Origin of the sequence: Gimesia alba (assembly GCF_007744675.1) — a bacterium.
Taxonomy (GTDB): domain Bacteria; phylum Planctomycetota; class Planctomycetia; order Planctomycetales; family Planctomycetaceae; genus Gimesia; species Gimesia alba.
On sequence record NZ_CP036269.1, the window covers coordinates 5,897,935 to 5,915,437 of the forward strand.

Annotated in this window: 13 protein-coding genes; 9 read left to right on the top strand and 4 right to left on the bottom strand. The window is 50.6% G+C overall.

Features of this window, described 5'->3' with window-relative positions; translation table 11 throughout:
* Nucleotides 1–50: 50 nt before the first annotated feature.
* From Pan241w_RS21840 to Pan241w_RS21865, 6 genes are all read left to right on the top strand, one after another.
* Nucleotides 51–2,519 (top strand): c-type cytochrome, encoded by a 2,469-nt coding sequence (locus tag Pan241w_RS21840; RefSeq protein ID WP_232107230.1) that lies wholly within the window; start codon nt 51–53, stop codon nt 2,517–2,519.
* 29 nt (nt 2,520–2,548) lie between these two features.
* A complete protein-coding gene (locus Pan241w_RS21845) occupies nt 2,549–3,436 on the top strand; it encodes an alpha/beta hydrolase family protein (RefSeq protein ID WP_198000079.1) in 888 nt (295 codons plus the stop codon).
* Between the two features lie 25 nt (nt 3,437–3,461).
* Complete coding sequence (locus Pan241w_RS21850; protein ID WP_145219941.1) at nt 3,462–4,577, top strand: glycoside hydrolase family 10 protein; 1,116 nt, start codon at nt 3,462–3,464, stop codon at nt 4,575–4,577.
* A 91-nt stretch (nt 4,578–4,668) separates the two neighbouring features.
* Nucleotides 4,669–5,460: a peroxide stress protein YaaA gene (yaaA, locus tag Pan241w_RS21855; protein WP_145219943.1), complete on the top strand. Its 792-nt coding sequence runs from the start codon at nt 4,669–4,671 to the stop codon at nt 5,458–5,460.
* A gap of 27 nt (nt 5,461–5,487) precedes the next feature.
* A complete protein-coding gene (locus tag Pan241w_RS21860; protein ID WP_145219945.1) occupies nt 5,488–6,495 on the top strand; it encodes a methyltransferase in 1,008 nt (335 codons plus the stop codon).
* Between the two features lie 31 nt (nt 6,496–6,526).
* A complete protein-coding gene (locus Pan241w_RS21865) occupies nt 6,527–7,534 on the top strand; it encodes a methyltransferase (protein ID WP_145219947.1) in 1,008 nt (335 codons plus the stop codon).
* Between the two features lie 21 nt (nt 7,535–7,555).
* Here the strand turns inward: Pan241w_RS21865 and Pan241w_RS21870 are convergent, their stop codons facing one another.
* The 4 genes from Pan241w_RS21870 to Pan241w_RS21885 form a co-directional block, all read right to left on the bottom strand.
* A complete protein-coding gene (locus Pan241w_RS21870; RefSeq protein WP_145219949.1) occupies nt 7,556–8,530 on the bottom strand; it encodes a transporter in 975 nt (324 codons plus the stop codon).
* Nucleotides 8,531–8,631: 101 nt separating this feature from the next.
* Nucleotides 8,632–10,284, bottom strand: coding sequence for a TolC family protein (locus tag Pan241w_RS21875; RefSeq protein WP_198000080.1), 1,653 nt, complete (start codon nt 10,282–10,284; stop codon nt 8,632–8,634).
* A gap of 234 nt (nt 10,285–10,518) precedes the next feature.
* The gene (locus tag Pan241w_RS21880; RefSeq protein ID WP_145219953.1) at nt 10,519–12,003 is read right to left on the bottom strand and encodes an HlyD family secretion protein; all 1,485 of its coding nucleotides are present in this window, start codon (nt 12,001–12,003) and stop codon (nt 10,519–10,521) included.
* The gene (locus Pan241w_RS21885) at nt 11,993–14,182 is read right to left on the bottom strand and encodes a peptidase domain-containing ABC transporter (protein ID WP_145219955.1); all 2,190 of its coding nucleotides are present in this window, start codon (nt 14,180–14,182) and stop codon (nt 11,993–11,995) included. The genes Pan241w_RS21880 and Pan241w_RS21885 overlap by 11 nt, the downstream gene beginning before the upstream one ends.
* Nucleotides 14,183–14,632: 450 nt before the next feature.
* Between Pan241w_RS21885 and Pan241w_RS21890 the strand changes: the two genes are divergently transcribed.
* The 3 genes from Pan241w_RS21890 (at nt 14,633) to Pan241w_RS21900 (ending at nt 17,169) form a co-directional block, all read left to right on the top strand.
* Nucleotides 14,633–15,457: a glycerophosphodiester phosphodiesterase gene (locus Pan241w_RS21890; protein ID WP_145219957.1), complete on the top strand. Its 825-nt coding sequence runs from the start codon at nt 14,633–14,635 to the stop codon at nt 15,455–15,457.
* 93 nt (nt 15,458–15,550) lie between these two features.
* Nucleotides 15,551–16,501, top strand: coding sequence for a hypothetical protein (locus Pan241w_RS21895; protein ID WP_145219959.1), 951 nt, complete (start codon nt 15,551–15,553; stop codon nt 16,499–16,501).
* Nucleotides 16,502–16,653: 152 nt separating this feature from the next.
* Nucleotides 16,654–17,169, top strand: a complete 516-nt coding sequence (locus Pan241w_RS21900; RefSeq protein ID WP_145219961.1) for a MarR family winged helix-turn-helix transcriptional regulator — start codon at nt 16,654–16,656, stop codon at nt 17,167–17,169.
* The last annotated feature ends 334 nt before the right edge of the window (nt 17,170–17,503 follow it).

Consider the following 17,503-nt stretch of genomic DNA (forward strand, 5'->3'; position numbering starts at 1 on the left):
TCTCTGAATTGATGTGCTTGAAGAATCGGGAACTAACTGTGATAAGAAGTTTGAACAGAATTACTATCGCCTGTTTTTTGCTTTGCTTCGGATCAGTCAGTCGGGGCACAGCCGAAGAATATCAGGCGACGCCCGTCAGTTCGATTCGCGTGCAGCCCGGCTTTCAGGTCGAACTGCTCCGTTCCGCTCAGAAAGGGGAAAGCTCGTGGATCAGCATGACGTTCGACGATCAGGGACGGCTCATTCTGGGACTCGACGATGTTGGTCTCGGAAGACTCTCACTTAACGACGAAGCGAAAAAGATCCCCTTCGAAAAAATCGACAACACGCTCAAACACTGTCGCGGCGTACTGTATGCCCATCACAGTTTATATGTCAGCGAGACCAACGGCCAAGGCCTGCATCGCTTAAAAGATACCAACGGTGATGGCCAATTCGATCAACGACAGTTATTGAAAAAACTGGAGTATGGCAGCCGCTTCGGTCACGGCAGTAATCAGATCGTCCTTGGCCCCGACAACAACATCTACCTCGTGGTCGGCAATGATGTCGCATTCCCGGAAGGTGTATCCCCCAATTCTCCCTACCGCGATCCACACAACGATCACCTGCTGCCGAATCCGCACGACGCTGGCCAGGATGATCGCGTCGGTTATATTCTGAAAACGGACCCTGATGGGAAGACCTGGGAAATACTGGCGAGCGGCTTTCGCAATCAGGTCGACATGGCCTTCAATCCGGAAGGGGAAATGTTTACCTACGACGCCGACATGGAATGGGACATCGGACAACCCTGGTATCGTCCGACACGCGTGAATCATATTATTCCAAGCGGCGAATACGGCTGGCGGTGGGGCACTGGGAAATGGCCCGAGTATTATGCTGACAGCCTCCCCAGCACGCTCGATACCGGCCTGGGTTCACCCACCGGCATGGTCTTTGGAACCAACGGCAACTTCCCCGAACGCTTTAAAAAGGCGCTCTACATCGCCGACTGGCAAAACGGGCGAATTCTGCTCGTTGATCTGATTCCCAACGGCGCCAGCTACAACTGCCAATACGAGGTCTTTCTGGAAGGGGGCCCGCTGAATGTGTGCGACATGCAGTTCGGCCCCGATGGCGCCCTCTATTTTATCACCGGGGGCCGGGGATCGCAGTCAGGCCTGTACCGTGTCACACCAACAGCACACCAAAACAAAAAATCGACAGCCCCTGAGATCGATGAGGAAACCAAAAACCTGGCTGAGGCCGCACGATTATTGCGTCGTCAGCTCGAACAGTATCAAACAAGTCCCGTCACGGACATCAACTTAATCTGGCCTCACTTGAATAGCCCCGATCGCTGGCTCCGTTTTGCAGCCCGCCGTGCGATTGAAAACCAGGATGTTTCTAGGTGGCGTGCACGCGCCCTCTCGGAAACAAACAGCACCGCCGCGATCGCCGGCTTGATTGCACTGTGTCACCAGGGAACCGCTGCAGACAAAGACGCAGTCCTCGCGGCTTTGAACCGCATTGATCTGAATCAAGTAGATCAACAACAGCTGCTCGCCCTACTGCGGGCATACGAGCTTTGTTTTATTCGACTCGGTGCTCCCACGACAGCACAGGCCGACCTCGTTAAACAACGACTACAGCCACTGTACCCCCACGCTACCAGCAGTGCCAATCACCTGCTCTGTGATCTGCTGGTTTATCTCAAAGAGGAAACAGTCATACCGCAAACTGTTGCTCTGTTGACCGACACCGACACATCCACACAAGAGGAACAAATTAGAGCCGCGCGCACTCTGACATTTGCCCGACAGGGTTGGAATAAGGACCTGCGGCAAAAATTCCTCGCCTGGCTGGCACACGCCCGCACATTCTCCGGTGGCAAACAGCTCACCGAACGCATGCGGGATATCCGTGTCGACTTCTTAGATATGCTGACCGAACAACAACGTCAGCAGTTCAGCAAGGAAATCGCGGCACTCGATAAGCCTCTTGTCGAAGAAGAAACCGTTCCCGCCCGCCCCTTCGTGCAGGAGTGGAAACTCGACGATCTCGAACCGCATCTGGCATCAGTCACCACAAACCGTTCCTATAAACGTGCGCGACAGGCGTTGCTCGCCGCCAATTGCCTGAAGTGCCATCGCATCGGTTCCACGGGAGCCCAGATCGGCCCGGACCTGACGAACGTGGGCAAACGCTTCGACAGCCGCGCCATACTGGAATCGATCATCACACCCTCCAGGGTCATGGACGAAAAATATCTTTATACTGTTTACATCCTTGAGAGTGGAAAGGTTGTCACAGGACGCCCTGTCGGAGTGAACAAGACTACCATCACCGTCGAAACCGATCCGATCAAGCAGACAACCGTGCCTGTCCCACGGGACGAGATTGAAGAATCGATTCTGTCTAAAACTTCGCCGATGCCTGCCAGCCTGATCAACGTTCTCACTAAAGAAGAAATCTTGGATCTGCTGGCCTATCTCAAAGCGGGCGGCGATCCCCAGGCGGATGTGTTTCAGAAATAGAAATCATCGGAATCGGAAAGAACAGTCATATGTCAGTACAGAACTGCACGAAACATCTGGGACTTGTACTGTTATTAGTCTGTCAGTCCATCGACTTATCCGCTGCAGAGCCGAACAACCTCAACACCCTCCCCTCCGATTTAACCGTCCCCGCAGTCACACATGACAAACCCCAGGCCGGCAAACGGGTCTGGCAAACGAACCCCGGATTTGAACAAACCAAAATCGCACACGCGCTGTATCTCCCCTCGGACTGGAAACCGGACAAAACATATCCCGTGATCATGGAATATCCGGGGAACGGCGGTTTCAAGAATGCCCTCGGCGATCGTAGCCAGGGTCGCGTCCAGGATTGCAAACTAGGCTATGGATTATCAGGCGGGAAAGGCATGATCTGGGTCAGCCTACCCTTCGTCGATTCTAAAGCTGGCAAGCACGCTCTCAAATGGTGGGGCGATCCCGATGCGACCGCCGACTACTGCAAACAGACCGTCACCCGCATCTGTCGCGAATATGGCGGCGACCCTGATAATGTGATCCTCACTGGCTTTTCACGCGGCGCCATCGCCTGCAATTATATTGGCCTGCGTGATGATGAAATCGCGGCCCTCTGGAAAGCCATGCTGCCACACAGTCATTACGACGGCGTCCGGAAATGGAATTACGCCGACAGCGACTCCACGTCCGCCCGCAAACGACTCGCGCGACTGGGAACACGCCCGCAATTCATTAGCCACGAACGGAGCACCCAGGCAACGGAAGATTTTTTGAAAGCGTCGCAATCTCCAGGCCAATTCACATTCATGGCACTCCCCTACCCCAATCATTCCGATGAATGGGTTTTGAAAGACATCCCTGAACGCACCCAGGTAAGAGAGTGGCTTAAAACTATCGTAACTAATAATTCATCAGAGTAACTTTTTCCTGACTTGAGAATTTCCCATGACCAGAAATTTAAAGTGGATACTACTTTCCTATACCTGCCTGTTCCTGGCTCAAGATGCCCCTTTGCAGTCGGCTGAGCCAAACCCTCGACCCCACATCAAAATTCGCGGCATCTATGGCGGCACGCCGACACAACTGCTGGAGCAGAATAAAAGACTACCGGAACTGGGTGTGAATGCCATCTTCATGGGATCAGGGAGCTTGACTGACAAACGCATCGCCGAGTTGAAACAGCAGGGTGCAAAAGTCTTTGCGGAATTTAATACGATGCACGTTGCCAATTATCTCAAAGACCATCCGGATGCATCTCCCATCGGAGTCGACGGAAAGATCTGTCCCGCGCCGCAGGGATGGCAAGGAATCTGCCCGACGCACCCCGGTTATCGCAAATATCGGATGGACGAATTTCGCAAAGTGCTCAAGGAATATGAAATCGACGGCATCTGGCTCGATTATCATCACAGCCACGCCAGTTGGGAACGCGCAGTTCCCGACATGCCGGATACCTGTTTTTGCGATCGCTGTCTGAAACAGTTTCAGCGGGATACGAAAATTGAATTACCTGATGCCCCCACTACCGAACTCTCTTCGCTTCTATTGGGAAAAGAGAAAGCGGCCTGGGTGCAGTGGCGTTGTGATGTGTTTACCGACTGGGTCCGCGAGTTTCGTTCGATCATCGATGAAACACGCCCCAAGGCGCTGTTGGGAACATTTCATTGTCCCTGGACCGATACCGAGTTCAACGGCGCCCTCAAAAACAAACTCGCCATCGACTTGAAAGCGCAAGCAAAGTATGTCGATGTCTTCAGCATTATGCCCTATCACGCGCGATTTAATCATCCCAAGGACCCGGCCTGGATTTCTCGTCAGACCACCTGGCTGGGCAACTATCTGGACATTAAAGGCGAACCGGGAGAACGGCTCAAAATCTGGCCAATCGTCCAACTCTCAGACTGGGGCGAAGCAGTCTCTGTCGAACAGGTGAAACCAGTGCTCGATCATGGCACGCGTCTACCCGCGACCGGGGTGATGGTCTTCCGCTGGGGCTCATTGCATCCCCAAACCGACAAAGTGGATGCGATGATCGAATACTATCTCGCGATCAAACCGTAGTCGGTTCGTTTGCAGTTTGTTGACAATCCGACTTGCGCGATCTATAACCGATGCGGACACACATCAAACTGCAGAAGGACGGATCGCGACCATGTTGACGGTACTCTCTCCCGCCAAATCTCTGAATCTGGAACCGCAAACGCAAACATCGAAATTCTCGATGCCCGAATTTCTGAATGAAGCAGAAACGCTCGTCAAAAAACTGAAGCGGATGTCCAAAAAATCATTGAGAGAATTAATGGGCATCAGTGATGATCTGGCCGAACTGAATCACAGCCGCTTCAATGAGTGGTCACGGCCCTTTTCCAAAGATAATGCCAAACAGGCAATCCTCACATTCAACGGCGACGTTTACCAGGGACTCGACGCCAAACGCTTCAAAGCCCGCGACTTGTCCTTCGCGCAAGATCACTTGCGAATTCTCTCAGGTCTTTACGGCGTATTGCGTCCACTGGATCTGATGCAGGCGTATCGGCTGGAAATGGGGACCAGTCTCGTTACACGCAGCGGGAAATCGCTGTATGACTTCTGGGGCGACAAAATCACGGAGTCACTCAATCGTGATCTGGCAAAGCAGAAACAGAAAGCGTTCGTCAATCTTGCCTCGAATGAATACTTTAAAGGGATCAGACCCCGATTACTGGACGGTCCGGTGATCACGCCAGTCTTTAAGGAAATCAAAGACGGCAAATCACGCACGATTGCCTTGTTCGCCAAGCAGGCCCGTGGACGCATGGCGGCCTGGATGATTCAGAATCGCGTTGATAAACCAGAACAACTGACCAACTTCAATCTGGATGATTATGAATATCAGGCCGATGAATCGACGGCCGAAAAATTAACATTTTCCCGACCTCAACCACCGCCGGTCGGAAAAAAATAACATCCCCCAATGAGAGAAACAAAGCCCATGACGGAAACCGCACCGCATCAGCAACTCGACCAGATGATTACCGGCTACTGGTCATCGCAGGCCATTTACGCCGCCGCCAGTCTGGGAATTGCCGACCTGCTGGCTGAAGGACCACAAACGGCAGAGCAGCTGGCGACTGCAACGGAAACTAACGCTGGCGCACTATATCGTCTGTTACGGGCGCTGGCGAGTGTGGACATCTTTATCGAAAATGAACAAAAAGAATTTGCACTCACTCCTCTTGCCGAATACTTGCGGAGTGACGTTCCGGGTTCCAAACGGGCGCTGGCGATGATGACGGGCGACGAACATTTTCAGGCATGGGGCGAGATACTCTATAGCATTCGAACCGGCAAAACGTCATTCGATAAAGTGTTCGAGAAGCCGTTCTTCGAATACCTGCCGGAGCATCCTGACAAGGCCCAGATTTTTGATAAAGCGATGACCGGCATTCACGGCAGAGAAACCGACGTCATTCTGCAATCGTATGATTTTTCAGAAATGAAAACGCTGCTGGACATCGGCGGTGGAAACGGCTCGAATATCACCAGCATTCTTCACAAGTATCCTGAAATGAAAGGTACTCTGTTTGACCTGCCGCATGTCGTTGAACGAGCTCAACCGCATATCGAACAGTCAGGCCTGGGTGACCGCTGTGGCTTGATCGGAGGTAGTTTTTTTGAATCTGTTCCCCAGGGAGCGGACGTGTATTTCATGCGTCACATTATTCATGACTGGGACGATGAAAAATCACTCACCATTCTCCGAAACTGCCGCGCCGCGATGCCCGAAAACAGCAAGCTACTGATCGTCGAGAGCGTAATTCCCGCAGGGAACGACCCGTTCGCCGGCAAATTTCTCGACCTGGTCATGCTGTTGATTCCCGGCGGCAAGGAACGCACCGCCGAAGAGTACCAGTCTCTCTTAGAACAGGCGGGCTTCAAATTGACACGCATTATTCCCACAGAGTCTGAACTCAGTATCATTGAAGGCGTCAAGCAATAGCCACGCTGAAACGATCTCGGGAGGAAATGACATGACGGATCAGGCAAACTACCAGCAACTCGAACAGATGATTACCGGCTACTGGAAATCACAGAGTATTTATGCCGCCGCGAAACTGGAAATTGCCGACCTGTTAATCCCCGGTCCCCAGACGCCAGAACAACTCGCTGCCGCCACACAAACCGATGCCGAGTCTCTCTATCGTCTGTTACGGGCTCTGGCCAGTGTCGGTATCTTTGAAGAAAATGAAGCGGGAGAGTTTTCCCTAACGCCACTGGCAGAACCACTGCGCAGCGATCACTCCCATTCAAAACAGGCCTTAGCCATCATGAATGGCGAAGACCAGTTTCGTCCCTGGTGTGAAATCATTTACAGCCTCCAGACCGGTAAGCCTGCCTACGACAGTATCTGGGGAAAATCGATTTTTGAATTTCTTTCCGAGCATCCGGACAAGGCCCGCATCTTTGACAAAGCCATGATCGGCATTCATGGTCGAGGAACGGATGCGATCTCCGATGCGTATGATTTTTCCAAAATCAAAGTACTGGCGGATGTCGGCGGAGGCAATGGTTCGAACCTGATCAGCATTCTCCAGGCTAATCCTGGATTGCGGGGAATTCTGTATGATCTACCTGATGTTGTTGAACGGGCACGATCGCTGTTTGAACAGGCCGGAGTCGCAGATCGCTGTGACCTCATTGGCGGCGATTTTTTTGAATCGATTCCCCCGGGAGCAGACGCCTATCTCATGCGTCATATCATCCATGACTGGAACGACGATAAATCACTCACCATTCTTAAAAACTGTCATACCGCCCTGCCTGAGAACGGAAAACTGCTGATAATCGAAAGTGTCATTGATCCGGGCAACGACCCCTTCATGGGAAAATTCGTAGATCTGGTCATGTTGCTGGTCACCGGTGGCAAAGAACGAAAAGCGGAACAATTCCGAACTCTGTATCAGCGGGCTGGCTTTGAACTGACAGGCATTTTCCCCACTGAAACCGAACTCAGTATTATCGAAGGTGTCAAACGCTGATTCTATCATGTTCCTGTTTCGTCAGGGAAAGCGAATCGAGCAACCTGCGCCGACAAAATAATCAATGGCGGCTTCGTTCAGACCCACGCCGGCACTAATATCGAGCTGCAGATTATTGTTAATCAGATAGGTGAAACCGCCGTCCATATAATGTTCGGTCTGTTCGGTATTCGAACCGCAGGGAATCAGTGCGAACCATTCGGTAAAGGCACTCATCTGCTTTGTTAATGTATAATTCACGTTCCATGACTGTGCCAGTTCCAGATAGGAACGGTGATTGTCATCAAAACTACGATTGCCCTGCGTGGAGCCGGAAAATGAAATAAAATCATTCACATCCCAAGCATAAATCCAGTCGACTCCCGGCTCGATTTGATTCGAAGTAAATGCGGTACTGCCGGTCGGCACACTCATCTGCACAATCAACGCCGATTCCGGCAAGAGCCCCGACTGGGGTGTCAATGCAAACTGGAATGCGACAGACAAATCTTCGCTGCCTGCCGTAGTATTCTGAAACGGTCCCGCCACCGTCGTTTGCTGCAACGGAGAAAAACCCAGACGAAATTCCAGCCACTCCGCCAATATGCCGCGCCGATACAGGAATTCGCCAAACGACTGATAACTGACCTGTTGCCCTGCCGGGCTGTCATCGGCAAAGGTATATCCGAATTCAAGCTGTGTGACACCTTTGCCCACGGTGACCGAAGTCGAGGTAAAATTCGGACGATCCGTCTGCAGAGGCTGATCGAGTTGAGGTCCCCCCGAACAGCCAGTTCCCTCACTCCACTGAAACAGGGTCCCGCATTCAGGAGAATAGAAGAGCCCTTTGCGAATGCAGATTTGACACTCCCCGTCTCCGGCCTCTTCCCGTGTTTTCCCCAACAGACTCTGCTCAAACAAAACCGGTTCACTGTCTGCAACCAATGAATCGGGGCGGCTTATAATCGAGCATAATATCAACAGGCAGAGCAAGTGGTGATTCCGATGTCTTATCATCGTGGTGGCTCTCTGTTGAGTCTTTTTTCGAATCGTTAATGACCTGAGTGATCTCTTCCTTATCTCAAGCAACGAATCTCCGCAGAACAAAACAGAGACTGTTATTCACCTTGAGAAGCCGGCAGCTGATCTTCTGCCAGTGCGGCCCTGTAGTCCGCCTGCTCTTTGAAATACAGAAGTTTTGCATCCACTGCTTTTTCTGCTGACTCAACCGCATATTGTTCACGTAAAGTCACTTTTAACAGATCTGACAACCCTTCTTCAAAATTGCGACGCTCGCGTCGTGCCAGATCTTCTGCGTACCCAACGGCCTGCTCGGCCTGTTTGGCCTGTTTAAAAGCTCCAATCAGCCCGGCGTAGGCTGATTCGACTTCCGCGACAATTTTCTCTTCGGTTAATTTTCGCTTTGCATTGAGCTGCGAGATCTTGCCACTCACCGACTGAATTTTCCCGCGGGCTTTACGACGTTCAATGGGAACGTCTACATACAGCATGGCATCGAGTTGAAATGGGCCTTTATCATTCTTGGGATCGGTTCGATAACCCACATCCTGGGCAGCCGCCATCACTAAATCGACTGCGGGAAGACAGTCATTCATCGCTTCAGAATGATCAATGTCTAATTGGCGCTGTAAGAGATCAAGTGCATAAATTTCCGGGCGTTGTTCCAGTGCCAATTGGGAATCGTGCTCTACCTGCTCAGCATTGATCAATTCTAAATCGGGAAAAGTCGGAATCTTATCAGGTCCTGGAATCAGCGGGTTGCCATAAGCATCACGATAATACAATGAGAGTTTCACTGCCGCTTGTTGGAGTTTTCGTTCGGCAAAAGCACGCTTCCCAGAACGCTCAGCAACCAGTCGCAAGTTATCGGTTAATTCCGGTGGATCGAGAAATCCATTTTCTACCTGACTACGAATCCGATCCGTCCGCGATTCAGCCAGCTTGAGAATTTGATCTGCGATCACGAGCTTGGCACCCGCTGCGACCCAGTCCCAATAAGCATAGGTCCCTTCCTGAACGAAACCGATCAGCTGTGCCTGGATATCCGGCTCAACAGCATCGACGCCGAATGTCGCACGCCACAACGCAGCCCGTCGGGCATCAATATCCCGATTTCGAGAGAGTGGCACCGAAAAGCCTGCTTTAAACTCTCCCGCTTCATTGGTCTGCCTTTCCTTATACCAGGGCTGGAAATTTCCCCGACCAATTTTATAGCCGGCAAAGACTTCCCCCCCCGAATACAAAGGCTTCACCAGACCGATATGCTGTCGATACGTTTTGTAATACCCCATCGGCCCATTTTCGGTAGCTGCTTTGAATTTACGGTCAAATTCTCCTAATGTTTGCAAACGATCACCGGCAGCAACCTCACGGGAATACATCGCTGCATCAAGCAATGGGTAGCTTTGATAAACTGAATCGATGACCTCTTCGAGAGCCAGACCCGTTCGGCTGGGCGCAAAGTTTTCATCTGGTAAAGGGGGAATTTGAGGAATGGCGATCACTTCCTCATTGATCGCTTCAGACGAAACGAGAGACACTTCCTGCGAAGGCTGTGGTGGCTCACTTTTCTCTTCAAATTTGGCCAGCGATTCCTCATCACGCTGTATGTTCAGAGAAATTTGTGACAATTCATCCGTTTCAGTCGGTGCGGGCTCAAGCGAAATCCGCGCAACAGCAACAGGCATTTCAGAATCAGACTGAGACACTTTCTGTTGTGTGCCAGCGCATCCGATTGCCATTGCAGACATAAATGGGACTAAAACTCTGAACATTACTTAATCACTCTACGGGCGGGTTCAACCAGCAACCTGAATTATTAATACAGCTATTATAATCGGCACAAAGCCTTCTCTCTTAGAATTCGGCATAAGTGGAAGGGTAGATTGATTCAGAGTCAGACTGCTCTCGACGTTACTGCAGAAAACTGCAGGTTTTTCGCAACAGATAACGAAGGCAGCAAACACAACCTATTTCACCCAAACTTACTTCGGCAGCTTTGGAGGCTTTGACTTGCTGTTTTTCTGGCCTGGCTCGTCGATTGAGACTGCGGGCGGGAAGCCATTTAATTTTCGCCAGACTTCATACCAGAGAGGAACTCGTTTAAGCAAAACCCATGCATTGGTTCGGACCCCTTGTCTCAGAAATCGATCTTGAGGCCAGGGTTCATCTGACGGATCCGGGCGTACCAGAATTCGAAACTTTCCATTCCCATTGTCGGTGGCATCGACAGAAACGACTTCGCCACCAAACGTCCCAACAGCAACGGAAGGCCAACCTGCAAACTGGATTGCAGGCCAACCTTCAAACTGCAGTCTCACAGGCCGCCCCGGCTCAACAAGTGGTGCATCATTTCCATCAAGCCAAATCTGAACCGATCGCTCAGTCGTGTAAGGTACGATGGTGCAGATGGGATCTCCCTGTTTTAAGATTGCGGTTCCCAGATTGGGCGTGATCTGAACAATATAACCATCAAAGGGAGCCTTAATCACCCGGTTCTCTTGCCGCGAAACTTTGACCTTCATATCAAGTAGTTCCTTCTCGGCTTTATTCAGCTCCTGCTGCGCCTTGGCGATATCGCTTTCCGCTTTAGAAACATCCCCGTTTGCTTTACGCAACAGTGCCTTGGTTTTATCGATATCAGCCTGTGCCTTTTCAATTTTCGCTTTTCGCTCACTCTGCTTACCCGACAATTCATCTTGCGCAGCACCGTAATAGAACTCAGCTCCCTTTGCTTTACTGGTTGCTTCCTTCAGTTTCCGACTCACTTCCTGCAATTTCTGTAGCGAGATATTATTTTCAGCCTGAAGCGTTTTCATACGATTATATTCAGCCTGTAATTGAGGTAATGCGGCCTCATATTCAACCAGTTTCTGGTTCTCGGCCTTTACTTTCTTGGCAGCCATTTCGATATAGGCATCCTGAGCGTCAATCGTCTCTCGCTTGACAGTTTCATAAGCCTGAACTTGTGCCTGATAGGATTCGACAATCGTCTTCGCTGCGTCCAGGGCACGCTGACTGGCCTCCAGTTGCTGACCTGCCGCCGTCACTGCCTGCTGGGAGTTCATCAACTGCAGATCCAGACGGGCCGCGTACGATTCATCCAAATCACGAATTTCAGCAATTTCCTGCCCTTTTTTCACACGGGCATTTTCAAAGATTCCCTCTCCCCACTGGGCCAGCCGCCCTTTAATTGGTGCTTGAATGATTTGCTGCCGTTCATCGGGTGCATACGCCAGCACATTGCCCGTCCCGGTCACAGATTGCTGCCAGGGAGCAAATGCCATCAATACAATTGATAATAACAGAGTCACAAATAGATAACGGGCGATCCGACGCGCAAGGCGTGATGATCTTGCCAGCCTCAATGCGGGCATACTGGATTCACTATAAGCTACCGGCACCAGCATCGACCAACGTTGTTGCTCTGTCTGGGATGCGGGTGTATCAAGCGGTTTTTTAGCTGTCATGACCACTCCCTTCCGCAGAAACAATGGCAGGTTCGCCTAATTCGTAGATCTCTGTTCCCAATTCTGCAAGACTTCTCCGCCCCGTAACCATAATCAGTGTCCAGAGACGCGCTGGATCGACCAGCATTTGCGTCAACTGTTCCGCTTCATGATCGGGTAGCGCATCGATCAACCCATCAATCAGTAACAATCTGGGACGACCAACGATGGCTCGAGCCAGCATTAACTTGCGCGCCTGATTTGACGTCAGCGGGTACCCTGTCTCGACAAGATGTGTATTCAGCCCTTCGGGCAGTCTCAAGATATCATCAATCAGTCCCACTCGTTCCAGTGCTTCACGGACATCACTGGTGGAAACAGTAGGACGTTCCAGATGCACATTTTCTTCCAGAGATCCTGAAAATATTTCAATGTCCCGGATCAGCGCCACATGTTTCCTGAGTGCATCAGGTCGCAAATCACGTGGATCAATTCCATTGATTGAAACATGCCCCTCAGCAGGCACTCTTAATCCGAATAATAAATCCAGCAACAGGCTCTTTCCTGTTCCGCTGGGCCCCATCAGCATCAGACTCGCCCCACTCTCAATATTCAGGTTAATCTGTGCCCCATGGTCGGAATGATGATGCATTGCACAACTGACATTACTGGCCGCCACTTCCGCTGGCTGGTCATGAGGCATTTTGAGAAGCCCATCCCGGCGTTCCATAGGCAAATCAAACAATACCCCCAGTTTGTCTACTGAAGCTAAGAGATCGTAATAGCTCTGCATATGTTTGCCCAACTTGGCGAAAGAGCCGACGATCACCGTCACGATCAACTCAGCAGCCACAAGCTGTCCGAGAGTCAATTGACCGGAAATGACCAGCCATCCGCCTAAGCCCAGTAAGGCCGTACTCGCGACTGCCTGCATTCCCAAAGCAAAAATAATCTGTCGCATTACAATCCGGAAATGTTTCTTGCGGGCACTCAAATATTCATAGGTTAAATGGTCTGCCTGATCCAACGCGTACTCTGCAGCTCCCCGATAACGAAAGGCAGTTCCGCAACTGACTAGATCTTCCATCCAGGCAGCCACTTTGTACTTTGCCTTGGACTCTTTGATACTCGTGTTAACAGCACCTCGCCCCAAAACTAAAATCACAAAGGCAATCAACGCCAGCAAGACGATATCAAAGCCCAACAACCAGGGATGATAAAAAGCCAGGACTGTCATACCAATCAACGTGCTCAGTACCAGCGAAATCCCGTCCAACAGGAGTGCTGCGGTTGCTTTTTGAACTGTGATGACATCAAAGAAGCGATTCACCAGTTCCCGCCCCGATTGACCATCCAGCGCAGCAGGAACCACGCGCGGCAAGCGATAAGAAAGATCAGCGGCGACGCGCGCAAAAAGCCGTCGTTGAATAATTTCTGCCACATAAGTCTGCAAGCCAAGCAACGCTGCTGAAAAAGAAAGAAAAGCCAGCAGCATCAAAGCCAATATAATCACGGGCTGAAGCAACCGACCAAAGGCAACAGTGTTAACTAAAGTCTCCACTGCTAAAGGGGTCGCCAAAGCCAACAACCCGGTGACGAGCGCGAAAACCATGATGATCCAGATATCCGAGAATTCCGGCTTCAACAATCTCAGTACGCGATCAAGCGGACTATGATCGTGTATTTCTCCCGAATTCATATCGGAAGCAGTGAGTTCCGGTTCGATGACCAGGCAACGGACCACATCTTCTCGACTTGAAACCTCTAACGTGCTCCGCATTCTGCGGGCACTAATCCAGATCCGGGTACGATCCCGTTGAGGCTGGAGAATCTGGAAGCGTCGACGTTTGGTAGAAAGAATGGCAGTCCAGCGATGCTCATCGCCCACCCGAGTGATGACGCGCCCCCCTTCACTGGTAATCGCGACGAGTTCACGGAAGGTACAATCCATAACTTTATATTGCAGCTCTAAACTCTGGCTGGCTTCGACTAACCAATTCCACCAATCGTCGTCTGTTTTTGTTGTTCTTGCAGACGCTGCTTCGATCAATGCACGTCGAATCCGTGATCGATCAGCAGAGTGACCGGCATCAACGGCCAATTGCTCAAACAACCAGGCGGCTGCTTTGATGTCAGTCTGTACCGACTTTCGATCAGCGTCTGCTGAATTGTCCGCGTTGTCAGGCTGTAGGGTCGACATGAAAATTTCGTAAGTACAAGATTAAAAAAGAAAGTGAGTCAGGAACTTGATCCTCTGCGAAACATTCAACAGAACCAGTTAATTTGTTCTCCAGCGGGACAAGGATAAATCCCAATTACTTCGTATACGAGGTAATTGACAACCCCAGAAAACGTATTCATGTGAACACAATACTTTCGAAGCAAGCTTCTATTTTCTATCGACCATTTCCGACATGACATCCCACAAAACTTACGCCCTGGTGCCACCAAAATCATTCTCGTCAAATTCTAGGCATCCCAGGCATTTAGACAAGAAACGATCTCCAAATACAAGCAGGTTTTTAAGTTAGCGTTTCACACCACAAGATTTCACATACTGATGATTGAACAATTGATTCTATGGTTGTAGGCTGAATTCATCCGTTTGAATGAAGACACCAATTTCAGCCCACGACGAAAGTAAACAAACATGAATCGGCTTTTTGCATTTTTGATTACGTCAATCGCGATTCTCTTCTTCACTCTGAACGTCCATTCTGCAAATGCTGCTCCACCTTTGATAGTCGCGCACCGGGGACTGTTAAAAGTTGCTCCTGAGAATACTCTGTCGAATTTCCGGGCTTGCCTGGAATTGCGGCTTGGCTTTGAGTTTGACGTGCAGCGCACGAAAGACGGTCATCTGGTTTGCATTCACGACACTACTGTCAACCGTACAACAAACGGCTCTGGAAATGTGAGTGACCTGACACTGGCAGAAGTCAAACAGTTCGACGCGGGAAGTTGGTTTGATCCCCGGTTTGCCGGTGAAAAAGTACCAACAGTAGAGCAGGTCCTGCAGCTAGCATCTGAATATCAACGGCACCCGATTTTGATCGCCGTCGACTTCAAAGATGAGAATGTGGAACAGGACGTCGTACGCCTCGCGAAAAAGCATGGCATCTTGAACCGGCTGATCTTCATCGGCAGAACCATTCAAGAACCCCAAGTTCGCGCCAATATCAAAGCAACTTCTGAGAAAGCCGAAACCGCAGCCGTCGCCAATAATGCAACTGAGTTTCCCGCGGCACTGGCCGACAGCAGAGCCGACTGGGTCTATGTCCGCTACATTCCAACCCCAGCAGAAATCAAACGCGTGCATGCAGCCGGCAAACGGGCCTTCATCGCGGGACCGACCGTAGGCGGAAAGATACCCGAAAACTGGCAAGAAGCAGCCAGCGTGGGCATCGATGCGATTCTCACCGACTATCCTCTGGAATTACGGGCTGTACTCAAACAGAAAGCAGTTGGTGATTAGTTTCGCTCCCTATTCTTGAATCGGAAATTGCTTGACCACGATAGTCCGATAAGCGATGATTGATATAAAACAAGATCAACGGGAGCGCAAACTATGATCGAGTTCGATTACCTGTATAAAGGCGTCTGCGGACTGGCCCATTCATACCAAGCGGGAGAGATGGCCGGGCATCTGGGTGCTGCTGTCGCCGCCGGTTATTTCTTAGGGGAAGATCAAAGCGAGCTCCCCGATGAAGTCTTCGTCGGCATCACCGGCGAATTGAAACGCATCATCGCAGGTGAGGAAGCATTCTGGTTCAACGCAAAAAAAGCGGGCATCACCCCTACCGAACTGTTTAAGCCGTACCCCAAAGAAGCATCCAATGAAGCCGCAATCAACTCGATTGTGCGAACCCTGCAAAAGAATGTCGGAGAGACCCGGCAATCGGGGCATAATATTATTTTCGCTTCGATCGGCATCCGTGCGCTGCGTGACCACAGTGATTTTGCTACGCCCCAAATCATAGAAGGCATCCGCAAACTGACGGCAGGTTTCAACAACGCACACGCGGGGCGTGGATATTACGGCAAAGAGAAAGGCTGGCGGACCGGGAAACAGATCAAGCTTGCGGAGCTCAACAACTTTCCCATGTATGGCTCAATCCAGGATATGGTCAACATCACGATTGCCGAGATGATTGCAACAGCTCCGATTAAGAGACAGGGCTTTGGCGGCTTGTGGCATATCATCAATCATGCCGCAGCGATCACAGAGCTGAACCGCTTCGGTTATGAAAAGGTTGCCCAGATGGCGCTCCCCGCACATCATCAACACATCCGCTTATGGCGTTCACTGCCAAATGTCGAAAGCGAACTCGGAGCGCAGATCAAATCTGCACACGATCCCCGCGAGCCAGCCTACTGGGAAGGCATGCTGAAGCGGGACCAAGCCCGCCTGACGCACCGCATCAAAACGCTGTATGGGTATTACACAATCCGGCGTTTCATCGAAAACGATGACACAAAGAATAAAGCCGACGATGCGTTTCTGTTTTTGATGGCCTAAACGCAGTCCGATCAAACAACGGTCGTGCGTCTTGTTCAGATCACTTTTTATATCAGGTCTCGAACCAAGTTGAAAACAATTACTTTGTGTGCATAATATCGAGTACGCTTTGCTCTGTGCTTTATTTATCTCCTGAAAATATCGAGAATCCCATGTCGCCTCTCAGCATTGAGGATCAGGTCCTAGTCGCGCTGCGACGAATTACGCGTGCAATTGACTTGCATTCCCGAGGTCTGATGCAGGAAATCGGCCTGACAGCCCCCCAATTGGCATCGTTGCAAACTATCGCACGCATGCAACCCATCACCGTAGGGGCACTCGCAAAATCAATTCATCTGAGCCAGGCCACGATAACTGGAATCCTGAGCCGACTGGAAGCACGAAACCTCGTTTCCCGCTCACGAAGAGGGACTGACAAACGGACTGTTGTTGTCGAACTCACCGAAGAGGGTCAGGCAATGCTGAAGAACGCACCTTCCCTGTTACAAGATCGATTTCGTCGAGAACTGCTGAGACTACAGGAATGGGAACAGACCCAGATGCTGTCTACTTTACAGCGGATCGCTTCCATGATGGATGCAGAAGATCTCGATGCATCGCCAGTCCTGTCGGCTGGTGAAGTCACACCACCTTCCGAAGAGGAAAATACGGACTACTTGAATAAGTAGCCACAGGCATACTTGTCTCCTCAAACCTCATCAATTGTGCAAACTTTATGCACTCAATCTCGCTTCAATTCGTGCAGCAGATCTCATTTTCATCTGCATTTAAAAACAGTAGGGGTTGACACTCCCATATTATTTGCATACAAAACATTGCACACTAAGCTTTTGACTAGCACACATGTTTATGTCACCGCTGCCCGAAACCTTGCCTAACCCCTTTAATAAAAGCTTTTTTAATATTAAAACCAGCAAAACGCCTTTCATCGGGTACAAACTTATTTACTAAGCACTGAAGAATTTAACCTTCAGATATATTTTGGACACTAAATATCTTATC